This window comes from Devosia sp. ZW T5_3 (genome assembly GCF_044987315.1).
Lineage (GTDB): Bacteria > Pseudomonadota > Alphaproteobacteria > Rhizobiales > Devosiaceae > Devosia.
In genome coordinates, this window is the sequence record NZ_JBJDRE010000003.1 from 189240 (window position 1) to 211048 (window position 21809).

The following is a 21809-nucleotide window of genomic DNA, read 5'->3' on the forward strand; positions in this document are numbered from 1 at the left end:
GCAGGACTAGGCGGCGATGAGGGGCGCCGGCAGTGCCGGCCCCCCAAGCTTATTCGGCGGCTGCCGCCAGCGGCGCGCGCGACCGCTTGATGGTTAGGCGCGTCAGCGCGAAGGCGACGATGGCACAGGCCGCAATGCCCAGCACCATGGGCCGTGCCGTGCCATCAAAGAAGCTGCCGACAATGCCCATCACCACCGCAGCCGTCACCAATTGCAGCGTGCCCATCAGCGCCGACGCCGTACCGGCAATGGCGCCATGCTCTTCGAGCGCCAGCACTGCAGTGGTCGGGATCACCAGGCCCAGGAAGCCATAGCCGACGAACAGCAGCGCGGCGAGCACGTCGAGCCGATCAACGCCCAAGGCAAAGACCGCGGCCAGTGCCACCATCACCAGGATGAAGCCATTGACCGCCGTGCGCACCACGGCATTGAGGCCATAGCGGCGGGTCAGCACGCCCGTCAGCTGAGAGACGCCGATGAACGACACCGCATTGATCGAGAACATGATGCTGTATTGCGTCGGGTTCAGCCCATAATGGTCGATCAGGATAAAGGACGAGTTGGCCAGATAAGCCATGAAGCTCGCCATCCCGAAGGCGCCGATCATCGACAAGCCCAGGAAATTACGGTCGCGCAGCAGCACGCCATAGCCCTTGATCGCGCTGCCGACGCTGCTTTCCAGCCGCGCCGAAGCCGGGCGGGTTTCCTTGAGGAAAAACGCCACCAGCAGAATGCCGAGCAGGCCAATGCCGGCCACGGCATAAAAGATCACGCGCCAGTCGCCGAACTGCACGATCAGGCTGCCGCCCAGCGGCGCCAGGATCGGCGACACCGAGAAAACCAGCATCAACAGGCTCTGCAATTGCGCGGCGTCCGCTCCGGTATAGCCATCCCGCACGATGGCGCGCGGCAATGCCATGGCGGCACAGGCGCCAATGCCCTGCACGAAACGAGCCACGACCAGCCATTCGATCGAGGGGGCAAGCGCGCAGGCAATGCCGCCGGCGGTGAACAGCGCCAGGCCGAAATACAGCGGCGGCTTGCGCCCGACCATGTCGCTGACCGGGCCGTAGAACAGCTGGCAGACCGCGATGGCCGCCATGAAAGCCATGAGGCTGGCCTGTACGCCGGCAGTGTCGGCACCAAGGCTGGCGCCGATAGCCGGCAAAGCCGGCAGATACATATCGATGGCGAAGGGACCGATGGCCGACAGCAAGCCGAGCACCAGCGCCGCGCGCAGGATTGTTGGGTTCATTTTCGAATACCTCTCGGCCGCCGCCGAAGCCACGAGCCGCACATTGGGAAAAAGCTGTTCGGCGCGGTGGGGAGGCACGGCAGCCGATGACGCGATATTGGACACAAGTGTAAAATCAGTCAAGCACCGGCGTCAAATATTTTTGACAATGTTGTAAAATTAGGCATTTCGTGTATGGTGAAGCCATGAGTCAGATCGAGCTGCTGCCCACCGAAAGAGCCTTTCCCCGCGCCGTCGCCAAGCGGCAGGCGATTCTGGATGCGGCCAAGCGCGCTTTTGTCCGCGACGGCGTCAGCGCTGCCGGCATTGATGCCATCGCCATCGAAGCCGGCGTCTCCCGACAGACCGTCTACAACCAGATCGGCGACAAGGATCAGCTCTTCATCGCCGTGGTCGAGGACGTCACCGCCCGCTCCAGCGCCTCGCTCATGCAGGTGCTGCACAGCTTTCCCGACAAGCCCGACAATCTCGAACAAGCCCTGACCGATTTCGCCGCGGGCCTGCTGGGCCGCTGCATGTGCGACATCGATGGCCGCGCCCTAGCTTCACTGATGGAGCGCGAAGCCCATCGCTGGCCCCATCTGTTCAGCGCCTGGAAGGAATATGGTCCCGGCAAGGACTGGCCGGTCATCGCCGCAGTCTTCGCCAAGCTCGGCCGCGACGGCTATCTCGACATCGACGACCCTAGCCTGGTCGCGCGCCATTTCATGGCACTGATCAACGCGGACCTCCCCAAGGATCAGGGCATGTGCACCCGCCCCACCGAAGCCGCAGTGCTCAAGGCCGCAAAGGCCGGGGTATCAACGTTCCTGCGGGCGTTTGGAAAGCGATAGCTGTCCCAGTAGAGCTCGCAACGCCCCCAGTAGACCTCATGGTGAGCCTGTCGAACCACGAGGTCGTGGCACGCTTCATTCCCACAACCACTAAGCTCGTCACCCACCCACTGTAGCGGGTCAGCGCGGGGATTGAAGGCCTCCCCTACCCCTCCAACACTTCCCGATACCGCCGCACCGCCTCCGGGAACCCCATCAGCAGCGCATCGGCCGTCAGCCCATGCCCGATCGAGGCTTCATCCACGCCCTTCACTGCGGCCTGAAACGCTGGCAGGTTCTCCAGCGTCAGGTCATGCCCGGCATTGAGCCCCAGCCCTGCCGCATGCGCCGCCGCAGCCGTATCGGCCAGCGCCGCCAGCTCCGCCTCGGCCCGCGCCGGATCATCATAGCACCCGCCATAGAGCCCGGTATAAAGCTCGACCCGATCTGCACCCGTGGCCTTGGCTGCGCTGATCCCCTTGGCGCCTGCATCGGGATCACAGAACAGCGAAATCCGCCGGCCCGGCTGCTTGAGCTTTTGCACCACCGAGGTCAGGAAATTGTTGTTGGCATGGAAATCCCAGCCATGGTCCGACGTCGCCTGCGCCGGATCGTCCGGCACTAGCGTCACCTGCTGCGGGTTGACCAGCTCGATCAGCGCGATGAAATCCTCGCTGGGATAGCCCTCGATGTTGAACTCAGCCTGCGGATATTCATCCCGCAATAACGCCGAAAGATCGAACACATCACTGCGCCGGATATGCCGCTCGTCCGGACGCGGATGCACGGTCACGCCGCTGGCACCCGCATCGAGCACCACCCGGGCCATGCCCACCACGCTCGGCCACGGCAGATCACGCCGGTTGCGAAGCTGGGCGACGGCATTGAGATTGACAGAAAGCAGGGTCATGGCAGGGACTCGAAAAATGCTATCCCTGCCATATACCAGACTGGGCGTGCCGCCCAATCGAACCTTGTGATGACAGCCATCAATAAGCGGCTGCCTACATCCCCTGCGGACCGCGCGAAATCGCCGCCAGCCCGGTCCGCACCACTTCCACCAGCCCAAGCGGCTGCATCAGGGCGATGAAGCTGTCGATCTTGGCCGGCTTGCCGGTGACCTCGAACACGAAGCTCTCGACACTGGCATCCACGATCTGCGCGCGGAAGGCGTCGGCCAGGCGCAGCGTTTCGGCGCGATGATCGCCCGAACCCGCCACCTTGATCAGCGCCAGCTCGCGCTCCAGCGAAGCGCCCTCGGCCGTCAGGTCATGCACCTTGTGCACTGGCACAAGGCGCTCGAGTTGCAGCTTGATCTGGGTCAGCGTCTTGGGCGTAGCGATAACGACAACGGTGATGCGACTAAGTCGCCGCCCGTGTTCCGTCTCACTGACGGTCAGGCTTTCGATGTTATAGCCGCGCGCCGAGAACAGGCCGACGACGCGAGCGAGAATGCCCGGCTCGTTATCGACCAGAACCGACAAAGTATGCCGCTCGATCTCCTGGGTTTCCTTGGTCAGGAAATAAGCCGAGCCGGTAGGCTGCAAATGTGCGTTCATTGTTTTGTTCCTCTGGGCTTTGGATCGTTGCACCGCCCCCGCCACCCCCACAGTGTCATTCCCGCGAAAGCGGGAACCTCTGTTTAGTGGCAGAGAAAACGGAGGTTCCCGCTTTCGCGGGAATGACCCAGTGAATGGTCACCGGGCTCCGTGTGCAATCACACCAACTGCCGTCCCTTCTCGTCGATGATGTCCCCGATATTGGCGGTATCAGGCAAAATGATCTCGTTATGCGGCTTGCCCGACGGGATCATCGGCAGGCAGTTTTCGTCCTTCTCGACCAGCACGTCGAACAGCACCGGGCCGTCATAGTCGAGCATTTCGGCGATGGCCGCATCGAGCTCGGCCGGGTTGTCGCAACGAATGCCCTTGCCGCCATAGGCCTCGGCCAGCTTGACGAAATCGGGCAGCGATTCCGAATAGGAATGCGCGTAGCGCGAGCCATGCAGCAGGTCCTGCCACTGGCGAACCATGCCCATGCGCTCATTGTTGAGAATGAAGATCTTGATCGGCAGGCGATACTGCACGGCAGTGCTCATTTCCTGCATGGTCATCTGCACCGATGCTTCGCCGGCAATGTCGATCACCAGCGCATCGGGATGCGCCACCTGCACGCCGACAGCGGCCGGCAGGCCATAGCCCATCGTGCCAAGACCGCCCGAGGTCATCCAGTGATTGGGCTTGTCGAAGTGGAAATGCTGGGCAGCCCACATCTGATGCTGGCCCACTTCGGTGGTGATGAACACCTCCTTGCCCTGCTTCCTGGTCGCTTCATACAGCCGCTCGATGGCGTATTGCGGCTTGATCACCGTCTCGGAATTCTTGTAGCCGAGCGAATCCACCGCGCGCCACTTCTCGATTTGCTTCCACCATGGCGCGATGGCCTCGGTGCGCGGCTGATTGGTCTTGGAGCGCCAGATGCGAACCATCTCGCCCAGCACGCGCTCGCAATCGCCGATGATCGGGATATCGACGCGCACCACCTTGTTGATCGAAGAGGGATCGATATCGACATGGATCTTGCGGCTATTGGGCGAGAAGGCATCGATACGGCCAGTGATCCGGTCGTCGAACCGCGCGCCGATATTGATCATGACGTCGCAGTCATGCATGGCGAGGTTGGCTTCGTAAGTGCCGTGCATGCCCAACATGCCCATCCATTGCGGATTGGAGGCGGGGAATGCACCCAGCCCCATCAGGGTCGAGGTCACGGGAAAGCCGGTGAGTTCAGCCAATTCGCGCAGATGCTTGGAGGCTTCCGGGCCGGCATTGATCACGCCGCCACCGGTATAGAAGATCGGGCGTTCGGCCTTGAGCATCAGATCGACAGCCGCCTCGATGGCGGCGGTGTCGCCATCCATCTGCGGGCGATAGCTCTGGTGGCGCAATGTGTCGAGGTCGGGCATGTAATAGTCGCCCAGCGCAAACTGCACATCCTTGGGAATGTCGATCACCACCGGGCCGGGGCGGCCGGTCGTGGCGATGAGGAAAGCCTCATGCATGATGCGCGGCAGGTCTTCCACGCGCTTCACCAGATAATTGTATTTGGTGCAGGAGCGGGTAATGCCGACCGTGTCGCATTCCTGGAAGGCGTCGCTGCCGATCAGCGTGGTGGGGACCTGGGCGGTGATGCAGATCAGCGGGATGGAATCCATCAGCGCATCGGTCAGACCCGTCACCGCATTGGTCGCGCCGGGGCCCGAAGTCACCAGCACCACGCCGGGCTTGCCGGTCGAGCGGGCATAGCCTTCCGCCATATGGGTCGCGCCCTGCTCGTGCCGCACCAGGATGTGCTGAACCTTGTCCTGCTGGAACATGGCGTCATAGATCGGCAGGGCCGCGCCGCCGGGATAGCCGAAAATGTGCTCGACCCCCTGATCGGTCAGCGCCTGTATCACCATTTCTGCGCCGGTCATCTGTTCGGCCATCGTAAAGTCCTTCCTAAAGTCCACTGCTTGGCCCGATCTCGTAGCGGCAAAAACCGGGCAATAAAAAAGGCCCCGTTCGGGACCTGTTTTCGGCGCACCAGCTATCGCGCGGGATTTTATCCCACGTTGCCGATGCGCCTGCCTACTACGAGAATGAGTGCCCGCACGGGACCTCTCCTTAAAATTACCGGGGCATTGATAGGTGCAAGCCGGCGCAGGTGTCAATAGCGCAGTGGCGAATGGCGAAACACTTAACCCATAACTTAATCGTTGACAGCCTCGATTACCATCACTTAAGGTTCAACTTAACAGTCAACGGAGAGGAACCACAAATGACCGAACGCTCCATCGCCCACGGCACCTTTGTCATCGAGCGCAAATACCCCGCCGATCCCGCCCGCGTCTTCCGCGCCTGGGCCGATCCCGAAATCAAGAAGCGCTGGTTCGCCGCCGGCAATGACACCAAGGTCTTCGAATTCCGCGAGGGCGGCCGCGAATTTGCCGAGGGCGACGGCCCCAATGGCGGCAGCTACAGCTACGACGTGACCTACCAGGACATCGTGGAAAACAACCGCATCGTCTATACCTACCAGATGAGCCTGGGCGGCCAGCGCATCTCCGTCTCGGTCGCCGCCGTCGAACTCTTCGCCGATGGCACCGGCACCCGCCTCACCGTCACGGAACACGGCTGCTTCTTCGATGGCCTCGACACCGTCGACCAGCGCAAGCGGGGCACCGAGTGGCTGATGGGCGAATTGGGCACCGAGCTGGCCCGCCAGCTGGCCAACTAGCCCTCCCCATTTCGGTCGACAAATGCTGCAAACAATTGTCCAAGGTGGGGACCCCATTCTGGACAATGCACCGCAGATGATTTCGGCCAGCCCAACCTCCCTGCCCCGTCGCGCTGCAGCGCCGCGAGCCTTGGCGTGAACCGGGCCCTGCTCATCCTCATCGCCGCCCTCTTCGTGGGCGCGGCGGTGCTCTGGGCCACCTGGTTCATTCCCGATGGCCCGCTGCGCTACCTGGCGGTGATCGGCGCAGCCGCAACCGCCTATATGGCGCTCAATGTCGGCGCCAATGACGTTGCCAACAATGTCGGCCCGGCCGTGGGCGCCAAGGCCATCACCATGGGCAGCGCCCTCGCCTTGGCGGCTGTGTTCGAAATCTGCGGCGCGCTGTTTGCCGGCAATGAGGTCATCACCACGGTCTCCCGCGACCTGCTGGTCTGGAATCACCAATTTGCCGACCGCACATTGATGCTGGCCATGATCGCGGCGCTGCTGGCGGCCGCCCTGTGGATCAATATCTCGACCCTGTTCGGCGCCCCCGTCTCCACCACCCACGCCATTGTCGGGGGCATTGTCGGCGCCTTCGCCGCAGCGGCCGGGCTAAACGCCGTCGCCTGGCCCGTGGTCGGCGCCATCGCCGTCACCTGGACCCTCTCCCCCATTCTCGGCGGCATCCTGGCCGCCGCCATTCACGCCGTCATCCGCAAGCTGATCACGCGGCGCATCGACAAGATCGGCGCCGCCCGGCTCTGGGTGCCGCTGCTGGTCGCCGCGATGGCGGGTGTCTTCGCCGCCTATCTCAGCACCAAGCTGCATCCGCAGGGCTGGCGCCCCGATGTCTACACCATCGCCGCCATTAGCCTGGCCACCGCCGCCCTCGGCTGGATCGTCGCCATGCCCTGGGTGCGCATGAATTCGCTGACCATGGAAAACCGCAAGAAGCAGGTCGGCCGCCTGTTCCGCCCGCCGCTGATTGTCGCTGCCGCCCTGCTCTCTTTCGCCCATGGCTCCAACGACGTCGCCAATGCCGTCGGCCCCTTCATGACCATCCTGACCGCGTTCAGCGCCTCGACGCGCCCGATCATGGGCGATATCGCCCCGCTCTGGACCTTGGCCATCGGCGCCTTCGGCATAGCCTGCGGCCTGGCGCTGTTCGGCCCGCGCGTCATCCACACCATCGGCGAGCAGATCACTAAGCTCAACGAAATCCGCGCCTTCTGCGTGGCACTGTCGGCCGCCGGCACGGTCCTGCTGGCCTCGGCCTTCGGCCTGCCGGTCTCCTCCACCCATGTGGCGGTGGGCGCGGTGTTTGGCGTGGGTTTCCTGCGCGAATATCTGGCCATGCGGAACATGCAGGGCGCCGCCGCGATCAATACGCGCTTCCTCGATCCCGCCTCGCTCAACGCCACCCCCGAAGAAGCCATTGCCCGCGAACGCCGCCATGACCGGCGCTATCTGGTGCGCCGCCTCAAGGTCGCGCGCATCGCCGCCGCCTGGGTCATCACCCTGCCCGCCGCCACCGCCATGGGCGCGCTGCTCTATTGGCTCGCCAGCCGGATTATTGGGTAGTAACCAGGTCCGCCATCAGCTGGCGATGCAAGCGGTCGGTTATCCTGGTCAAGGCACGGTCCCTGAGCAGTCGCTTGGCTTCCCCCGGCAACACCCAATGGCGCTTGCGCTGGTCCATCTCGTCCCAGCTGTCGAGCTGGTCTTCCACCAGCAGCGGATAGAGATCGACGTCCACCAACTGCCCCTTGTCGCTGATGCGATAACTGCCCAGCGACTCGGTGCCGATCACGCCGGTCACCCCGGCTTCCTCGAACGCCTCCTTGGCCGCGCTGTCCCAGGCCGTCATGCCGGTGCTGACCGAGCCCTTGGGAAAGATCCAGCGTCCCGTGCGCCGCGATGTCACCAGCAGGAACACGACCTTTCCGTCGCGCACCACATAGGGCACCGCGCCGGACTGGCGCAGCCCGGGCGCCGAATCGACCCTCGGATTCCATAGATTGAAAAATTCACGCAGCATGGCTTGGTTCTAGGGCAATCGCATCGGCGTCGCCAGCCAACAAAAAAGGGCCCGCAAGGGGCCCTTTCGTCAACGCAAACCGCCGCTTAGCTCAGCAGGGTCAGGTTCGTCGCCGAAACCTTGCCGTCGCGGCCGGTCTCGAGTTCGTAGGTCACCTTGTCGCCTTCATACAGGCCCTGCAGGCCCGAACGCTGGACGGCGGAGATATGGACAAACGCATCCTTTTCGCCATTGTCAGGCGAAATGAAGCCGAAGCCCTTGGTGGTGTTGAAGAATTTGACGGTACCGGTAATGGTAGCCATGGAGTGCATCCTCTTAATGAGTGCTCGCCGCTCGCGCGGCCAGGAGTTGAACACAGGCCTCTTTAAGACAGGCCCTGCCGAACGATTCACAGATCAGGAGGTAGCCAAGTTTCCGGCATGCCGGTCGTCAGATAGCGCAAGACAAGTGTAACGTCAGAGACCAAATATTGTCGCTATCGGATGCAAATTCAAGGCACTTCGCTCGATCGATGAAACACCCGGCCCAGGAGGGACTCCGGACCGGGTGCTTTTTGGCGCCTGGGGGCGCGTCGCAGCATGGGGCGATGCTGCAACCTCTATTTAGCCGCGCGGGCAGCTATCAACGTAGCGCGTGCCATTGGGGCGTTCGTAGACGCAGCGATTGCCGCTGCCTTCGACACGGCCAATCATATTGCCCGCAGCAGCGCCGACCACGCCGCCGACACCGGCACCAACGACAGTACCCAGAACGCTACCGGTGGTGGCAGCGCCGACAATGGCGCCTGCGCCCGCACCCACCGCAGCACCCTGCTGGGTTGGGGTGCACGCTGCCAGCGACAAAGCGGCGGCGGCGATGATCAGAAACTTATGCATGGAAACCCTCCAAAGATATTATCGACGACCAAATGCGCCGGACGGCGGAATGGTTCCTTCATGATTCCAGCTTTTTTGCAGCAAGCACAGTCATTGCCGCGAAAAGAGTGCACCAATTGCCACCAGAACCCATCCAAAGATCATGCCGGCGCCGCCCAATGGCGCCGCTCCGGGGAATGCGCCATGGCCCAGCCATTCGCGAATCCCCAGGTCTGCACTGAAAATCAACGTGCCCGCCGCGAGCAGATAGCCGGCGATACGAAGCAGGCTTCTATCCAGCCCCGCGCCGCACAAAGCCAGCAAAGCCGGGCCATGCGCCAGGCAGATGGTAGCGATTGCCGACAGGTTCCGGCTCTCCCCCGCATGCGACGCGGCGGCCGCCGAGATGACGCCCACGGTCCCGGCAACACCAGCGGCAAGCAGCAGGAGACGGCGTGGCAGGTCGGTGATTGGCTGCATGGCAATGGTTCCTTTTGCCGCCATGCTCTATCGCGCCAAGCAGGCTTCGTCTAATGCTGGCTGGCGATTGGGACGATATCAAATGAACGAGCACATCACGGCGGCGCCCGGCGCGGCCGCCAATGCCGCTCCGGCCGATTCGGGCTGGTGGGATGAACTGAAGGCCACGTTCACGCTGGCCTGGCCGCTGGTTATCGCGCAATTGGCCGCGACGGCACTGACCATGACCGACGTCATCATGCTCGGCTGGCTCGGGCCGCGCTATCTCGCGGCGGGCACGCTGGCGACCACCTTCCTCATGCCATTCCTCGTCGGCAGCACCGGCATTGTCGGCGCCGTGGCGCCCCTGGTCGCCCAGGCGCGCGGCGCACGCGACATCAAGGCAGTGCGCCGCATCGTGCGGCAAGGCTGCTGGGCCGCCATTGTTCTGGCGGTCTGCCTCATACCGATTCTTTGGCAGATCCGGCCCATCTTTGCCCTGCTGGGCCAGGATGCGGGCCTTTCCATCATGGCCGAACAATATATCCATGTCGCCGTGTGGATGCTGTTTCCCGCTCTGGGGCTTGTCGCCTTCCGCTCGCTGCTCTCGGCCTTTGCCAGCACCCGCATCATCCTGCTGGTCACGGTCGGTGGCGTCGTCTGCAACGCCTTGCTCAATTATGCGCTGATCTTCGGCAATTTCGGCTTTCCGCGGCTCGAACTTCGCGGCGCGGCCCTGGCGACGCTACTCACCAATGTGCTGATGTTCGCCGCACTCGCCGCCTATGTCCTGCGGCACCGCCGCTTCCGCCGTTTTCATCTGCTGGTCCGCTTCTGGAAACCGGACTGGTCGCGGTTCGCCGAGATTTTCCGCATCGGTACCCCCATCGGGCTGACGCTGCTCTCCGAGGTTGGCCTGTTCACCGCCGCCGCCCTGTTGATGGGCCAATTGGGCACCGACGAAGTGGCCGCCCATGCTATTGCGCTGCAATGCGCCAGCATGGCCTTCATGGTCCCCTTGGGCCTGGGCACCGCCGCCACCGTGCGCGTGGGCCTTGCCTATGGCCGCAACGATCCAAAGGGCATCCACCGCGCCGGCTGGACGGCTTTCGCCCTGGGCACCGGCTTCATGGCGCTGTCCTGCATCGTGTTTCTCACGCTGGCGCCCTTCATCGTCCGCCTGTTCCTCGATCCCAGCCATGCCGAAAATGCCAATGCGCTGGCGCTGGCCGCCAGCTTCCTCATGGTCGCCGGCGTGTTCCAACTGGTCGACGGCGCTCAGGTCGTGGCCGCCCACGCGCTGCGCGGCCTTAGCGACACCAAAATCCCCATGGTTCTGGCCTTTATCGGCTATTGGGCCCTTGGCCTGCCCGTCGCCTACATCCTGGGCTTCACCCTCAACTGGCGCGGCATCGGCATCTGGACCGGCCTCGCCGCAGGCCTGGCCTTCGTCGCCCTGGTCCTCGTAACCCGCTTCGCCCTCCGCGAACGCATCGGCCTGGTGTCCCGCGCGTCATAAGTTGCTTCTGCACCACTCAAGAACACGGTGTCATCCCGGCGCAGGCCGGGATCCATGCTGAAGATCATCCACCCACACCGTGGGAAGATGCGGACATGGATTCCGGCCTCCGCCGGAATGACATTATGGTTTGATTGAACGAACTCGGCGCCCGCTCGAGTTCCGACACCCCCACCCTTGACCCCTCCCCTCAAGGGGGAGGGAGACGATAGAGCCCTGAGCCCTCAGTTCCTGCGCCTCCCTCCCCTCGATGGGGAGGGACCGAGGGTGGGGTGATGGAGAGCCCCTATCCTCAAACCACCCGCCGCGGCCAATCCCCCATCCGGTTGCGAAACCAGGTCCGCTGCCGCTTGGCATATTGCTGGGTCGCAATCGTCGCCAACCGGATCGCCTCGCCCTCCCCCATCGCCCCATCCAGCCACGCACTGATTTCCGGCACCCCGATCGCCTTCATCACCGGCAGGCTGGGATCGAGCTTCCGCGCCCGCAGCGCCTCGACCTCGGCCACCGCGCCACTCTCGAACATAGCGGCAAAACGCGTGGCAATCCGCCCGCGCAACACATCCCGATCCGGATCGAGCACCATGCGCTCCACGGCAAAGTCACCAAGCAACCCAGCCTGCGGCTCATCCTGAAAGCTCGACAATGTCCGCCCCGTCGCCCGCTTCACCGCCAGAGCCCGGATCAATCGCTGCGGATCGGCCACCTTGAGCCTGCCCGCCGTGACCGGATCTTCCCGCTGCAATAGCGCCAGCCGCTGCGCGCCATCCAGCGCTTGAATCTCTTGTTGAACTTCAAGCGCAATGTCAGCCGAAATCTCCGGTACATCCGCGAATCCGTTTTGCAGAGCATCGAAGTAAAGCCCCGTTCCGCCAACGAAAAACAGCGGCCCCTCACTCGCCTCAATCACCGCCTTTGCCGCGCTCAGCCATTGCCCGGTAGAAAAACGCGAAGAAGCGGGCACCGTCCCATAAAGTCGATGGTCGGCCCGCGCCTCCTCTGCCACGCTCGGCCGCGCCGTAACCACCCGCACCGTGTCATAGACCTGCATGGCGTCGGTATTGACGATAACGCCGCCCTCCTGCTCCGCCATGGCGAGCGCCAGCGCCGACTTGCCGCTGGCAGTCGGACCCGCTATCAGAACGGCGCGCCTGCGGCCCGTCACGCTGCCCCCCAGAAAGTGTTGCCTACCATGCCGGTCCTCTGCCTCATCGCCAATCCCGCCGATTCCGAACTCGACCCGGCTCTGGCCGCGGCCGTCGTCAAACAGATCGGCGGCGAGCTCAATTGGCTCAATCACGCCATTGCCTGCGAGATCATCGAGCCGAAGTCAACCGATGCGCTGGCCATTGCCCGCGAAGTCATCGGCGCCCGGAAGGTCGATGCCGCTTTGGTGGACACCGAAGGCCGCCGCAAGCCGATCCTCGTCGCCGACATGGATTCCACCATGATCGAGCAGGAATGCATTGACGAACTGGCCGCCGCGCTTGGCATCAAGCAGCAGGTCGCCGAGATCACCGACCGCGCCATGCGCGGCGAACTCGATTTCGCTCAGGCACTGGATACCCGCGTCGCCCTGCTCAAGGGCCTGGAACGCAAAGTCATCGAGGAAGTGCGCCGCGAACAGATCACGCTGGCCCCCGGCGGCCGCGCCCTGATCCAGACCATGAAGGCCTATGGCGCCTATACCTCGCTCGTCTCGGGTGGCTTCACCTTCTTCGCCGACTATTTCGCCAAGCGCATCGGCTTCGACGAGGCCATCGCCAACGTCCTGCTCTTCGACGGCGACGTCCTGACCGGCACGGTGCAAAAGCCCATCGTCGACAAATCAACCAAGCGCGAGCGCCTCACCGCCCTCGCCGCCGAGCGCAACCTGCCGCTCAGCGCCACCGTCGCCGTGGGCGACGGCGCCAACGATCTCGATATGATCCGCGTCGCCGGCTTCGGCGTCGCGCTCCACGCCAAGCCCGCCGTAGCCGCCGAAGCCGGCATCCGCATCGACCACGGCGACCTCACCGCCCTGCTCTATCTGCAAGGCTATGGCGAAGAAGACATCGTGCGATGAAACTGGAAACCCCGCGACTGCTGCTGCGCGAATGGCGCGACACTGACCGCGAGGCCTTCGCCGCGATCGTTGGCGATCCCCACGTCATGCGGTTCTACCCCGCCACCCGCAGCCGCGCCGAGGCCGATGCGTGGATCGACAAAATGATCGCCGGGCTCGCCAATGGCACCGCCCACTTTCTGGCGGTAGAGCGCAAGTCGGATGGCGCCATGCTCGGCCTGACCGGCACAGCCGACATCAATTTCCCCATCCCCACCGAACCCAAACTCGAAATCGGTTGGGTCCTCGGCAAGGATTATTGGGGCCAGGGCTACGCCCCCGAAGCCGCCCGCGCCGCGCTCGATCACGCCTTCACGCAGCTGCGCGCCCCCGAAGTCGCAGCCTTCACCGCCCGGGTGAACCTGCCCAGCCAGCGCGTGATGCAAAAACTCGGCCTCGTCCGCGACCCGCGCGCCGATTTCGAACACCCCCGGATTGCCGAGGGCCATCCCCTGCGCCCGCATGTGCTCTACCGGATTGCCAATCCCAACACTTAAACCTTGCCCAAAAACAAAACCGGCGCCCTAGGGCGCCAGTTATTTTTAGGGACTTGCCGGCGGATTGGCCGGCGGCGTCGTTGTCTGGGTCGGTGTGGTATCGACCGGAGCCGGTTCCACCTCGACGGCCGGCGGGGCTTCCGTGCCGACCGTGGGGGCCAACTGCGAGCCGTCCTCCAGCGTCATGGTCGGCGCCACGCTATCCTCGATGCCCAGCCCGTCCAGGGCCGGCTCATTGCTGGTCGCCGGCGTTTCGGGCACCGGCGCGACCGGCAGCGGCGGCGCCAGATTGGGATTGGCCGCCGGGATTTCCCCATTGGAGCCGAAATAGCGGAAGAACTCGCTATCGGGCGACAACACCATGGTGGTCCCGGTACCAGTCAGCGCGGTGCGGTAGGACTGCATCGAGCGGAAGAATTCAAAGAATTCCTCATCCTGCCCATAGGCCGCGGCAAACAGCCGGTTCCGCTCGGCATCGCCCGTACCACGGATGATTTCCGCGTCACGAGTGGCCGCTGCCACGATTTCGACGGCCTGACGGTCCGCGATAGCGCGCAGGCTCTGTGCCTGCTCCTGGCCACGGGCTCGCAACAGGGCCGCTTCCGCCAGACGCTCGGCGCGCATACGCTCGAATGTGGTGGCCGAAACATCCTGATCGAGATCGGTGCGCAGAATGCGAACGTCGACCACTTCAATGCCCAGTTCCGCCATGTCCGGACGGATCAGGTCACGTGCTTCCCGCATCATCTGCGGGCGCTGTTCGGACAGGGCCGCATTGAATTCGCGCAGACCATAGACCTGGCGCAAAGCCGAGTCGAAACGCGTCCCGATACGGTCTTCGGCCACCGAAAGCTGGCCCAAGGCACGTTCACGGAACAGCCGCGGATCGGAGATGCGATAGGTCAGAAAGGCATCGACCTGGTAGAAGGCGTTACCCGAAACCTGCACCGTCATATTGGCGATGTCATAGCGCAATAGCCGGTTTTCGATGATCTGCACCGTATCCACGATATCGGTCGGGATCTTGAAATAGAGCCCCGGTTCGGTGCGGATATCAGTGATCTGGCCAAAGCGCATGACGATGGCCTGTTCGCGCTCGTTCACGATGTAGATCGAGGAGAACACGACATAGAGGGCGGCGAGAATGGCAACGCCAAGGATAATCAGACGATTGCTCATGGCTTAGTTCCCCGTCCCGGTCGCCGGCGGCGTGGTCGTTCTGGCGCCTGGGCGCAGTTCAGGCAATGGCAGATAGGGCACGACGCCCTGCCCATTGGCCCCGTTCTCGATCAGCACCTTTTCGGAGCCGCTATACACTTCTTCCATGGTCTCGAGGAACAGGCGCTTGCGGGTCACTTCCGGCGCATTGACATATTCGGCATAGATCGCGTTGAAGCGCTGCGCCTCACCGGTTGCTTCCTGCACCACGCGGTTGCTGTACGCAGCCGCATCTTCGCGCAGAGCCGCAGCACGGCCACGCGCATCACCCAACAGGGTATTGGCGTAAGAACGGGCTTCTTCCTGCAGGCGCGTTTCGTCCTGGCGGGCCCGCTGCACTTCGTTGAAGGCGTCGATGACTTCGGCCGGCGGACCGGCATTTTCGATCAGCACCTGCCCGATGCGCACGCCCAGCTGGTAGCTGTCGAGGATCGACTGGGTGATCTGCTGCACTTCCAGCTCGATACCACGGCGGTCATCGCTATAGATGTCCTGGGCCGGACGGCGGCCTGCCACTTCGCGCATCGCGCTTTCAGCGGCATTGCGGACCATTTCTTCGGGGTCACGCACATTGAACAGATAAGCCACCGGATCGCTCACCGACCACAGCGCCGAGAACTGCACATTGACGATGTTCTGGTCGCCCGACAGCATCAGCCCGCTGCCGCCATTGGAATTGGCGCGCGAACCGGACGCGGTTGCGGCACCGATCGTGGTCTGGTTCTCGGTCACCGTAACGCGCTCGACAGTCTCGATCGGCCACAGGTGGAAATGCAGGCCCGGCATGGACAATTCGGGCTTGGGCCGGCCAAAGCGCAGCTCGACGCCCACTTCCTGCGGATCGACCGTATAGATCGAATTCAGCCCCCAGAATGCCAGAACGGCGAGCACGCCGCCAATCAGCGCCCAGCGTCCGCCGGGTACACCGCCACGGAACTGGTCACGGCCGCGGTTGAGAATATCTTCGAGGTTGGGCGTATTGCCACCCCCTGGCCGGCGTGGACCACCACTGCCGCCGCCACCGGGCGCTTGCCCCCAGGGGCCGCCATTATTATTGCGGCCACCCCCGCCTCCGTTACTCTCCCACGGCATCGCAATCCTTTCAGGGATATGTTGTTTCGTCGTGGACATATATAGGCAAGCGCGCCACCCGATCAATGCACGCCGGCCTTATGTCGCTCGTACACTTTGACGCGGTAGCTGGCCTGGTCCTTTTCCATCGGGGTCACCGCCGGCTCATCCACAATCGCCCATTCTGCGGGGTTTATTGCGGGAAACCGGATGTCGCCTTCCGGTGAAAGCGCGATATGGCTGATATAAAGCCGGTCGGCCACGCCCATAAGCTGGGCATAAATATCACCGCCGCCGATGATCATGATCTCGTCAACACCGTCTTTTTCCGCAATTTCGCGCGCTTTTTCCAACGCGGCATCCACGCTGGAGACCACCAGCACGCCCTCCGGCTGGTAGCCCGCCTGCCGGGTCACCACGATATTGGTGCGGCCGGGCAAGGGCTTGCCCACGGTCTCATATTGCTTGCGCCCCATGATCATGGGCTTGCCCATGGTCATGCGCTTGAAAAAGGCGAAGTCGGACGGGATGCGCCAGGGAATGGTCTGCTCGCTGCCGATCACGCCATTCTCGGCGACCCCCGCAATCATGGCAATCTTGATGCTCATAGCGCCCCCAGCCGGACCAGCGCGTCGCCATCGACCCGCACCTTGGTCCACTCGTCCTGCATCACCCCGCCCTGCGCTTTATAGAAATCGATGCTCGGCTCGTTCCAGTCGAGCACCCACCATTCAAAGCGTCCCAGCCCTTCGGCTACGCAGCGCTGCGCCAGGTTGACCAGCAGGGCCTTGCCGATCCCCTTGCCGCGCAACGACGGATCGACGAACAGATCCTCGAGCCAGATGCCGTGCCGCCCCTGGAAAGTGGAATAAGTATAAAACCACAGCGCAAACCCGACCGGCTCGCCCTGCCATTCGGCGATCTCGCAGAACACTTTGGGATCGGCACCGAACAGGTCGCGCACAATATCGGCCTCATTGGCCCGCACTTCATGCTCGAGCTTTTCATAAGCTGCCAGCGCCCGCACGAAACCGACAATGGTTGCGGCATCAGCTGCAAGAGCCGGGCGAATGACCAGGCTCACCCTCAGAAATCCTCATGCCGCTGCAGGATAAGGATATCGAGTTCCTTTTCCGGGTAGAAATCGGTCGCCACCATTTCAAACGTGGTCGGCCCGGTCTTCTTGATGCCCTCGCCGCAGAACGACACCAGATTGGCTTCGTCGCCCTTGTCGACCACCAGCCGGAATTTGGGGATGTACCCGCCGCCCCAATTGCCGCCCGTCGTCAGAATGTAGGAAATCCAGCTCTCGTAGAACGGCGCCGCCCAGGGATCGTCCCCGCTCTTGACCGTCTTGCGCACGGCATTGATGAAGCTCTCATCCGTGCAATAGCGCGTCCGGTATTCAGCGGCCGGGTCGAACCCCTCATAGGGCTCGCTCAGGAAGCTGACGCCCGTCGTGCCGCCCACGCTGGGCTTGTAGCGATGCTCGACCTTGACGGTCTGCCCGGCCGGGAAATTGGCCTCCCAGGTATAGGTCGCCCGGTAGGTCCACATCGGATAATAGCTTTTTTCGGCGCCCTCGCTCTCGTCATACATATCGGGCACGAACATGCCCAAATGCAGCATTTCGGCCTTCGTCGCGTCATCCAGCGCGCTGGTTGCTTCGTTGGTCGATTGCGCAAACGACACCAGCGAAATGCCCTTTTCGCGCAAATAGTCCGCGCGATCGACGCCAGCCGCGATGGCATATTCATGCAGCTCAGCCTTGACCGGTTGGCCGTTAAACGTGGTCTGGAAGTGGAAGAGATTATCGTTCGGCCCATCGGGAAACGCGGTCGGCGACCACCAATCCGGCTCGATATCGGGCATGGGGAACGCCACCAGCACCTTCTGGTCTGTGTCGGTATTGTTCTGGAATTCATAGACGACGCGGATTTCCTCGCGCGAGATGAACAGCTCTTCGCTCAGCATCTTGATGTCGTCATTGATGACGAATTCCAGCCCGCCCGTGACCAATTGCGCCGCCGTATCATTCGCCTGCGCCGGCATCGCCACCGCGGCAGCGAGCATACAAACCAATCCCGAGAACACCCTCATGTCTCAAACTCCAAAAACACAAATTACGTAAGGGGTTAGCCCCTTGCTCAGATTCTCTGCCACCGGATGAACAGCAGCGCTATACGTAGCTGACGATGCTAGTCAGGCAGATGACTGAACCATTTGCGCTCCAAGGCAGCATCGAGATCAATGCTATTCTGGCGCGCAAACAGCAGCAGCATAGCTAGGACGTCTGCCGCTTCATCTTCCTTGGCTTGCTGCACGATATTTTGTGTGGCGCCCTTGAGCCGCCCGCGCCCACTGGCCTTGAGATGCTCGGCGGTGAGTTCGCCCAGCTCCTCCTGCAGCTTGAGGATGTACCAGTCCTGATCCCGGATAATTCCATTGCGCTCGGCATAGATGTCCGAAACACGCGCCGCCAATTCGCCGAGTTCGCTCAGGCTCCGGCTCATACGGCTATCGGTGCTTTGATGTTCGGATGGGGATCATAGCCAACGAATTCGAAATCCTCGAACACGAAGTCTTCCAACCGCTTCACATCCGGGTTGATCTTGAGCACCGGCAGCGGCCGTGGCTCGCGGCTCAGCTGCAGTCTGGCCTGCTCGAAATGGTTGGAATAAAGGTGCACGTCGCCAAAACTATGCACGAAATCGCCCACTTCGAGCCCCGTCACCTGCGCCATCATATGGGTGAACAAAGCATAGGACGCGATGTTGAACGGCACGCCCAGGAACGTGTCGGCCGACCGCTGGTAGAGCTGGCAGCTCAGCTTGCCGTTCGCCACATAGAACTGGAACAGGCAATGGCATGGCGGCAGCGCCATCTCATCCACCTCGGCCGGGTTCCAGGCCGAAACGATGTGGCGGCGGGAATCCGGCTTGGTCTTGATCGAGTGGATCACATTGGCGATCTGGTCGATCTTGCGCCCATCCGGCGCCGGCCAGCTGCGCCATTGCGAACCATAGACCGGCCCGAGATCGCCGTTTTCATCGGCCCACTCATCCCAGATCCTCACGCCGCGCTCCTGCAACCAGCGCACATTGGTCTCGCCGCGAATGAACCACAGCAGCTCATAAATGATCGATTTGCGATGCAACTGCTTGGTGGTCAGCAGCGGAAAACCCTGCGCCAGATCGAACCGCATCTGATAGCCAAACAGGCTGCGCGTGCCGGTACCAGTCCGGTCGGACTTGTCCGTGCCGTGTTCAAGAATATCGGAGAGAAGTTTCAGATAGGGCTGCATGCCAACATCCTACTTCGATTCGCTTTGGCCCGCCGCAACTGCAACGCGGCTCTCCACCAGCCGCGTCAGCAGGTCGATCTGCTCCTGCTGCTTGGCCAGCAATGAGCGCAGATCGTCATTGCGCATCTGGTCGACCTTGTCATGCAGCGCCATGATTTCGATTTCGGCTTTGAGGTTGCATTCGTAATCGTGGCTGGTCACCAGCCGGTCCTTGGCTGCCTGCCGGTTCTGGCTCATCATGATCACCGGCGCCTGCACCGCCGCCAACATGGATAGCAGCAGATTAAGGAAGATGAAGGGATAGGGGTCAGGCGCCTCCCCGCGCAGCAGCAGATTGCCCAGCACCCAGCTCAGCAGCACCACGCCGAAAATGATCAGGAAGGTCCACGAACCGCCAAAGGATGCCACCCCATCGGCCAGCCGCTGGCCGAAGGTCGATTTCTCGTCGAACACCGCGCTGGTATCCTGCGACAGCGCCCGCTTGCCCAGCGCCTGTTCCAGCACCTGTCTTTCGCGTTTGGTCAGCGTCTGCTCGCCCTTGCCCAGAAACCGTTCGGCGGCATGAATGAGTTTTTCGGTTGATGTGTCGGTCATGGCTGGCTCTCGTGCTGTGCTTGACCAGCCTATACCGATTTGCTGGGCTGTGCCGCACTGCATCGCGGAAGCTCGGTAGTAGAATACCACATGTCCTGCTGACATCGGGTGTCAGCGCATTGCCCCAATGATAAACCGAAACGAAGGAGAGCCAACATGAGTGTGCAACACATTAATCCCGAAGGCATGTACAAGAGCCCGGTTTTCTCGCAGGGCATTATCCTGCCGGCGAATGCCCGGATCCTGTTGATCGGTGGCCAGAACGGCGTCGATGCCAATGGCCAGATCGTCGGCAAGGGCGATGTCGTCAAGCAGACTGCCCAGGCGCTGGCCAATCTGCAAAAGGTGCTCGACGCCGCCGGCGCGGGTCTGGAAGACCTGGTCAAGGTCACCATCATCATGCAGCAGGATATCGACCTCAACGCCGCCTTCGGCGAATGGATGAAAGTCTGGGGCCAGAGGAGCAACCCGCCCACCGTCACCGGCTTCCGCGTCGCCGCCCTCGCCAACCCGGATGTCCTGATCGAGATCGAGGCTCAGGCGGTCCTCAAATGAGCCCCCGGCTTCGCCCCCTGCGTCCGCGCGAGACCATGCCCGACTTCGTCAGTGCCGCGCTCGATGAACGTGGCCTGCGCGAAAAATATGATGCGCGCCCACCCTATCAGCGCAACGACTACCTGCTCTGGATCAACAAGGTCAAAACTGAAAAAACCAGGCAGAAGCACCTGGCGCAGATGCTCGACGAGCTGGAATCCGGCGGCCTCTATATGGGGATGCAGTGGAACGGGTGAAGTGTTAGCCGATACGCGCGTCGATGCTAACAGTCCGCTAACCAATTCGCCCTGTCGGTGAACGATTGCATCCCCGCCCCGGTGTGCCTATATAGGAATTGCTCGCAAGAGCTATGGCGATAAACTGTCATCGTAATAAACCTTTCGGACCCGGGGGCAGTACCCGGCGCCTCCACCATCTAGCCCGCCAAAGGGCCAGCCAATGGGGGCGAAACAGGATCGACGAGGGCGTAAAGGGTGTGCTTTTGCTCGGTGAGGTACCACCGTTATCGGTCCAAAACTTATAGTTGCAAATGACAACCATAAGGCTCCAGTCGCTCTCGCTGCGTAAGCAGTGCTAGCATTGGGAAATTAAGTCCTCCGCTCCTAGCCGGGCGACAGGCGGGGTCCGCAGGCACCTGGCAACAGAAGCCTGCACCTAACATAGCCCCAATCGCCTAAGCGTGACGCCTTTATCCTTGAATTCTCATGGAACGTGAGGCTGATATGGGCCATTCGGGATTCGCTCCCCAAGGCGCAAGAAGGGTAATTATGGCCGAAGATCACATGCGATACGACATTCTCGCCCAGGAAGCCCTGCGCGGCGTCGTGCGCAAGGTTCTGGCCGAAGTTGCCAAAACCGGCCTGCCCGGTGACCACCACTTCTTCATTTCCTTCGTCACCCGCGCCCCTGGCGTACGCCTGAGCGAGAAATTGCTCGGCCAGTACGACAAGGAAATGACCATCGTCATCCAGAACCAGTATTGGGACCTCAAGGTCAACGAGACCGGCTTCGAAGTCGGCCTGTCCTTCGACGGCATCCCCGAAACGCTGGTCATTCCCTTCTCGGCAGTCAAAGGCTTTTTCGACCCTTCCGTGCAGTTCGGCCTGCAATTCGATCCGGCCACAGCAGCCCGGGATGATGGCCAGGAAGACAATGCCGACGACGCCCTTGAGCACGCGGCCGGCCCAACTGCCGCCGGCGACGACGAGAAGCCCGGCGAAAAGGTCGTGAGCCTCGACGCCTTCCGAAAAAAGCCGTAACGCCGTC

26 protein-coding genes and 1 other RNA gene are annotated in these 21809 nt (G+C 62.4%); 10 read left to right on the forward strand and 17 right to left on the reverse strand.

Translation table 11 applies throughout. The features are described 5' to 3' along the window. Positions 1-49: 49 nt before the first annotated feature. Positions 50-1255 carry a multidrug effflux MFS transporter gene (locus tag ACI3KW_RS05075; RefSeq protein ID WP_404847188.1) on the reverse strand — a complete coding sequence of 402 codons (1206 nt, stop codon included), beginning with the start codon at positions 1253-1255 and terminating at the stop codon, positions 50-52. Positions 1256-1440: 185 nt separating this feature from the next. On the opposite strand from ACI3KW_RS05075, the gene ACI3KW_RS05080 reads away from it, so the two are divergent. Continuing rightward, positions 1441-2088 carry a TetR/AcrR family transcriptional regulator gene (locus tag ACI3KW_RS05080; RefSeq protein ID WP_404847189.1) on the forward strand — a complete coding sequence of 216 codons (648 nt, stop codon included), beginning with the start codon at positions 1441-1443 and terminating at the stop codon, positions 2086-2088. A gap of 145 nt (positions 2089-2233) precedes the next feature. Here ACI3KW_RS05080 and ACI3KW_RS05085 read toward each other — a convergent pair whose 3' ends face one another. The 3 genes from ACI3KW_RS05085 to ACI3KW_RS05095 form a co-directional block, all read right to left on the reverse strand. Further along, complete coding sequence (locus ACI3KW_RS05085) at positions 2234-2977, reverse strand: pyridoxine 5'-phosphate synthase (RefSeq protein WP_404847190.1); 744 nt, start codon at positions 2975-2977, stop codon at positions 2234-2236. A 94-nt stretch (positions 2978-3071) separates the two neighbouring features. Next, positions 3072-3626: an acetolactate synthase small subunit gene (gene ilvN / locus ACI3KW_RS05090; RefSeq protein ID WP_035101021.1), complete on the reverse strand. Its 555-nt coding sequence runs from the start codon at positions 3624-3626 to the stop codon at positions 3072-3074. Positions 3627-3784: 158 nt separating this feature from the next. Next, on the reverse strand, positions 3785-5554 hold the full coding sequence (locus ACI3KW_RS05095) for an acetolactate synthase 3 large subunit (protein ID WP_113123851.1): 1770 nt from the start codon (positions 5552-5554) through the stop codon (positions 3785-3787). Positions 5555-5886: 332 nt separating this feature from the next. Here ACI3KW_RS05095 and ACI3KW_RS05100 point away from each other — a divergent pair, with 332 nt between their 5' ends. Together ACI3KW_RS05100 and ACI3KW_RS05105 are read left to right on the forward strand one after the other, a co-directional pair. Further along, the gene (locus ACI3KW_RS05100) at positions 5887-6345 is read left to right on the forward strand and encodes an SRPBCC family protein (RefSeq protein ID WP_404847191.1); all 459 of its coding nucleotides are present in this window, start codon (positions 5887-5889) and stop codon (positions 6343-6345) included. Between the two features lie 135 nt (positions 6346-6480). Next, positions 6481-7911, forward strand: a complete 1431-nt coding sequence (locus ACI3KW_RS05105; RefSeq protein WP_404847192.1) for an inorganic phosphate transporter — start codon at positions 6481-6483, stop codon at positions 7909-7911. Here the strand turns inward: ACI3KW_RS05105 and ACI3KW_RS05110 are convergent. The 4 genes from ACI3KW_RS05110 to ACI3KW_RS05125 all read right to left on the reverse strand — a co-directional run bounded on the left by ACI3KW_RS05110 (position 7901) and on the right by ACI3KW_RS05125 (position 9702). Next, complete coding sequence (locus ACI3KW_RS05110; protein ID WP_404847193.1) at positions 7901-8368, reverse strand: NUDIX hydrolase; 468 nt, start codon at positions 8366-8368, stop codon at positions 7901-7903. The genes ACI3KW_RS05105 and ACI3KW_RS05110 overlap by 11 nt on opposite strands. Before the next feature lie 86 nt (positions 8369-8454). After that, positions 8455-8670 (reverse strand): cold-shock protein, encoded by a 216-nt coding sequence (locus ACI3KW_RS05115; RefSeq protein ID WP_113123855.1) that lies wholly within the window; start codon positions 8668-8670, stop codon positions 8455-8457. A 300-nt stretch (positions 8671-8970) separates the two neighbouring features. Continuing rightward, on the reverse strand, positions 8971-9243 hold the full coding sequence (locus tag ACI3KW_RS05120; protein ID WP_035101029.1) for a glycine zipper domain-containing protein: 273 nt from the start codon (positions 9241-9243) through the stop codon (positions 8971-8973). A gap of 90 nt (positions 9244-9333) precedes the next feature. Next, positions 9334-9702: a DUF423 domain-containing protein gene (locus ACI3KW_RS05125; RefSeq protein ID WP_404847194.1), complete on the reverse strand. Its 369-nt coding sequence runs from the start codon at positions 9700-9702 to the stop codon at positions 9334-9336. Positions 9703-9784: 82 nt separating this feature from the next. Here ACI3KW_RS05125 and ACI3KW_RS05130 point away from each other — a divergent pair, with 82 nt between their 5' ends. Further along, the gene (locus ACI3KW_RS05130) at positions 9785-11200 is read left to right on the forward strand and encodes an MATE family efflux transporter (RefSeq protein ID WP_404847195.1); all 1416 of its coding nucleotides are present in this window, start codon (positions 9785-9787) and stop codon (positions 11198-11200) included. Between the two features lie 292 nt (positions 11201-11492). Here the strand turns inward: ACI3KW_RS05130 and miaA are convergent, their stop codons facing one another. Continuing rightward, positions 11493-12365 (reverse strand): tRNA (adenosine(37)-N6)-dimethylallyltransferase MiaA, encoded by an 873-nt coding sequence (gene miaA, locus ACI3KW_RS05135; protein ID WP_404847196.1) that lies wholly within the window; start codon positions 12363-12365, stop codon positions 11493-11495. A gap of 27 nt (positions 12366-12392) precedes the next feature. Between miaA and serB the strand changes: the two genes are divergently transcribed. Both serB and ACI3KW_RS05145 read left to right on the forward strand, forming a co-directional pair. After that, positions 12393-13265, forward strand: a complete 873-nt coding sequence (serB, locus tag ACI3KW_RS05140) for a phosphoserine phosphatase SerB (RefSeq protein WP_404847197.1) — start codon at positions 12393-12395, stop codon at positions 13263-13265. Continuing rightward, positions 13262-13801, forward strand: a complete 540-nt coding sequence (locus ACI3KW_RS05145; RefSeq protein ID WP_404847198.1) for a GNAT family N-acetyltransferase — start codon at positions 13262-13264, stop codon at positions 13799-13801. Before serB ends, ACI3KW_RS05145 begins: the two co-directional genes overlap by 4 nt. Positions 13802-13846: 45 nt before the next feature. On the opposite strand, the gene hflC is transcribed toward ACI3KW_RS05145, so the two are convergent. The 8 genes from hflC to ACI3KW_RS05185 all read right to left on the reverse strand — a co-directional run bounded on the left by hflC (position 13847) and on the right by ACI3KW_RS05185 (position 19988). Further along, positions 13847-14980: a protease modulator HflC gene (hflC, locus tag ACI3KW_RS05150; RefSeq protein WP_404847199.1), complete on the reverse strand. Its 1134-nt coding sequence runs from the start codon at positions 14978-14980 to the stop codon at positions 13847-13849. 3 nt (positions 14981-14983) lie between these two features. After that, positions 14984-16111 (reverse strand): FtsH protease activity modulator HflK, encoded by a 1128-nt coding sequence (gene hflK, locus ACI3KW_RS05155; RefSeq protein WP_262166791.1) that lies wholly within the window; start codon positions 16109-16111, stop codon positions 14984-14986. Positions 16112-16173: 62 nt separating this feature from the next. Next, positions 16174-16698, reverse strand: coding sequence for a dihydrofolate reductase (locus ACI3KW_RS05160; protein WP_404847200.1), 525 nt, complete (start codon positions 16696-16698; stop codon positions 16174-16176). Next, a complete protein-coding gene (locus ACI3KW_RS05165) occupies positions 16695-17174 on the reverse strand; it encodes a GNAT family N-acetyltransferase (protein ID WP_404847201.1) in 480 nt (159 codons plus the stop codon). The genes ACI3KW_RS05160 and ACI3KW_RS05165 overlap by 4 nt, the downstream gene beginning before the upstream one ends. Positions 17175-17176: 2 nt before the next feature. Continuing rightward, on the reverse strand, positions 17177-18163 hold the full coding sequence (locus ACI3KW_RS05170) for a DUF4424 domain-containing protein (protein WP_404847202.1): 987 nt from the start codon (positions 18161-18163) through the stop codon (positions 17177-17179). Between the two features lie 125 nt (positions 18164-18288). Beyond that, positions 18289-18603: a phosphoribosyl-ATP pyrophosphohydrolase gene (locus tag ACI3KW_RS05175; protein WP_404847203.1), complete on the reverse strand. Its 315-nt coding sequence runs from the start codon at positions 18601-18603 to the stop codon at positions 18289-18291. Beyond that, complete coding sequence (locus ACI3KW_RS05180; RefSeq protein WP_404847204.1) at positions 18600-19394, reverse strand: thymidylate synthase; 795 nt, start codon at positions 19392-19394, stop codon at positions 18600-18602. Before ACI3KW_RS05180 ends, ACI3KW_RS05175 begins: the two co-directional genes overlap by 4 nt. A gap of 9 nt (positions 19395-19403) precedes the next feature. Further along, a complete protein-coding gene (locus ACI3KW_RS05185) occupies positions 19404-19988 on the reverse strand; it encodes a DUF1003 domain-containing protein (RefSeq protein WP_404847205.1) in 585 nt (194 codons plus the stop codon). A 156-nt stretch (positions 19989-20144) separates the two neighbouring features. On the opposite strand from ACI3KW_RS05185, the gene ACI3KW_RS05190 reads away from it, so the two are divergent. From ACI3KW_RS05190 to ACI3KW_RS05205, 4 genes are all read left to right on the forward strand, one after another. Next, positions 20145-20543: a RidA family protein gene (locus ACI3KW_RS05190; protein WP_262166782.1), complete on the forward strand. Its 399-nt coding sequence runs from the start codon at positions 20145-20147 to the stop codon at positions 20541-20543. Beyond that, a complete protein-coding gene (locus tag ACI3KW_RS05195; RefSeq protein ID WP_404847206.1) occupies positions 20540-20779 on the forward strand; it encodes a YdeI/OmpD-associated family protein in 240 nt (79 codons plus the stop codon). The genes ACI3KW_RS05190 and ACI3KW_RS05195 overlap by 4 nt, the downstream gene beginning before the upstream one ends. A gap of 61 nt (positions 20780-20840) precedes the next feature. After that, positions 20841-21198: a transfer-messenger RNA gene (gene ssrA, locus ACI3KW_RS05200) on the forward strand. 112 nt (positions 21199-21310) lie between these two features. After that, a complete protein-coding gene (locus ACI3KW_RS05205) occupies positions 21311-21802 on the forward strand; it encodes an SspB family protein (protein WP_404847207.1) in 492 nt (163 codons plus the stop codon). The last annotated feature ends 7 nt before the right edge of the window (positions 21803-21809 follow it).

Bases quoted from the DNA above. Each gene is read 5' to 3' on its own strand.
- ACI3KW_RS05075 (WP_404847188.1), bottom strand. From the start codon at position 1,255: ATGAACCCAACAATCCTGCGCGCGGCGCTGGTGCTCGGCTTGCTGTCG.
- ACI3KW_RS05080 (WP_404847189.1), top strand. From the start codon at position 1,441: ATGAGTCAGATCGAGCTGCTGCCCACCGAAAGAGCCTTTCCCCGCGCC.
- ACI3KW_RS05085 (WP_404847190.1), bottom strand. From the start codon at position 2,977: ATGACCCTGCTTTCTGTCAATCTCAATGCCGTCGCCCAGCTTCGCAAC.
- ilvN (WP_035101021.1), bottom strand. From the start codon at position 3,626: ATGAACGCACATTTGCAGCCTACCGGCTCGGCTTATTTCCTGACCAAG.
- ACI3KW_RS05095 (WP_113123851.1), bottom strand. From the start codon at position 5,554: ATGGCCGAACAGATGACCGGCGCAGAAATGGTGATACAGGCGCTGACC.
- ACI3KW_RS05100 (WP_404847191.1), top strand. From the start codon at position 5,887: ATGACCGAACGCTCCATCGCCCACGGCACCTTTGTCATCGAGCGCAAA.
- ACI3KW_RS05110 (WP_404847193.1), bottom strand. From the start codon at position 8,368: ATGCTGCGTGAATTTTTCAATCTATGGAATCCGAGGGTCGATTCGGCG.
- ACI3KW_RS05115 (WP_113123855.1), bottom strand. From the start codon at position 8,670: ATGGCTACCATTACCGGTACCGTCAAATTCTTCAACACCACCAAGGGC.
- ACI3KW_RS05120 (WP_035101029.1), bottom strand. From the start codon at position 9,243: ATGCATAAGTTTCTGATCATCGCCGCCGCCGCTTTGTCGCTGGCAGCG.
- ACI3KW_RS05125 (WP_404847194.1), bottom strand. From the start codon at position 9,702: ATGCAGCCAATCACCGACCTGCCACGCCGTCTCCTGCTGCTTGCCGCT.
- ACI3KW_RS05130 (WP_404847195.1), top strand. From the start codon at position 9,785: ATGAACGAGCACATCACGGCGGCGCCCGGCGCGGCCGCCAATGCCGCT.
- serB (WP_404847197.1), top strand. From the start codon at position 12,393: ATGCCGGTCCTCTGCCTCATCGCCAATCCCGCCGATTCCGAACTCGAC.
- ACI3KW_RS05145 (WP_404847198.1), top strand. From the start codon at position 13,262: ATGAAACTGGAAACCCCGCGACTGCTGCTGCGCGAATGGCGCGACACT.
- hflC (WP_404847199.1), bottom strand. From the start codon at position 14,980: ATGAGCAATCGTCTGATTATCCTTGGCGTTGCCATTCTCGCCGCCCTC.
- hflK (WP_262166791.1), bottom strand. From the start codon at position 16,111: ATGCCGTGGGAGAGTAACGGAGGCGGGGGTGGCCGCAATAATAATGGC.
- ACI3KW_RS05160 (WP_404847200.1), bottom strand. From the start codon at position 16,698: ATGAGCATCAAGATTGCCATGATTGCGGGGGTCGCCGAGAATGGCGTG.
- ACI3KW_RS05170 (WP_404847202.1), bottom strand. From the start codon at position 18,163: ATGCTCGCTGCCGCGGTGGCGATGCCGGCGCAGGCGAATGATACGGCG.
- ACI3KW_RS05175 (WP_404847203.1), bottom strand. From the start codon at position 18,603: ATGAGCCGGAGCCTGAGCGAACTCGGCGAATTGGCGGCGCGTGTTTCG.
- ACI3KW_RS05180 (WP_404847204.1), bottom strand. From the start codon at position 19,394: ATGCAGCCCTATCTGAAACTTCTCTCCGATATTCTTGAACACGGCACG.
- ACI3KW_RS05185 (WP_404847205.1), bottom strand. From the start codon at position 19,988: ATGACCGACACATCAACCGAAAAACTCATTCATGCCGCCGAACGGTTT.
- ACI3KW_RS05190 (WP_262166782.1), top strand. From the start codon at position 20,145: ATGAGTGTGCAACACATTAATCCCGAAGGCATGTACAAGAGCCCGGTT.
- ACI3KW_RS05195 (WP_404847206.1), top strand. From the start codon at position 20,540: ATGAGCCCCCGGCTTCGCCCCCTGCGTCCGCGCGAGACCATGCCCGAC.
- ACI3KW_RS05205 (WP_404847207.1), top strand. From the start codon at position 21,311: ATGGCCGAAGATCACATGCGATACGACATTCTCGCCCAGGAAGCCCTG.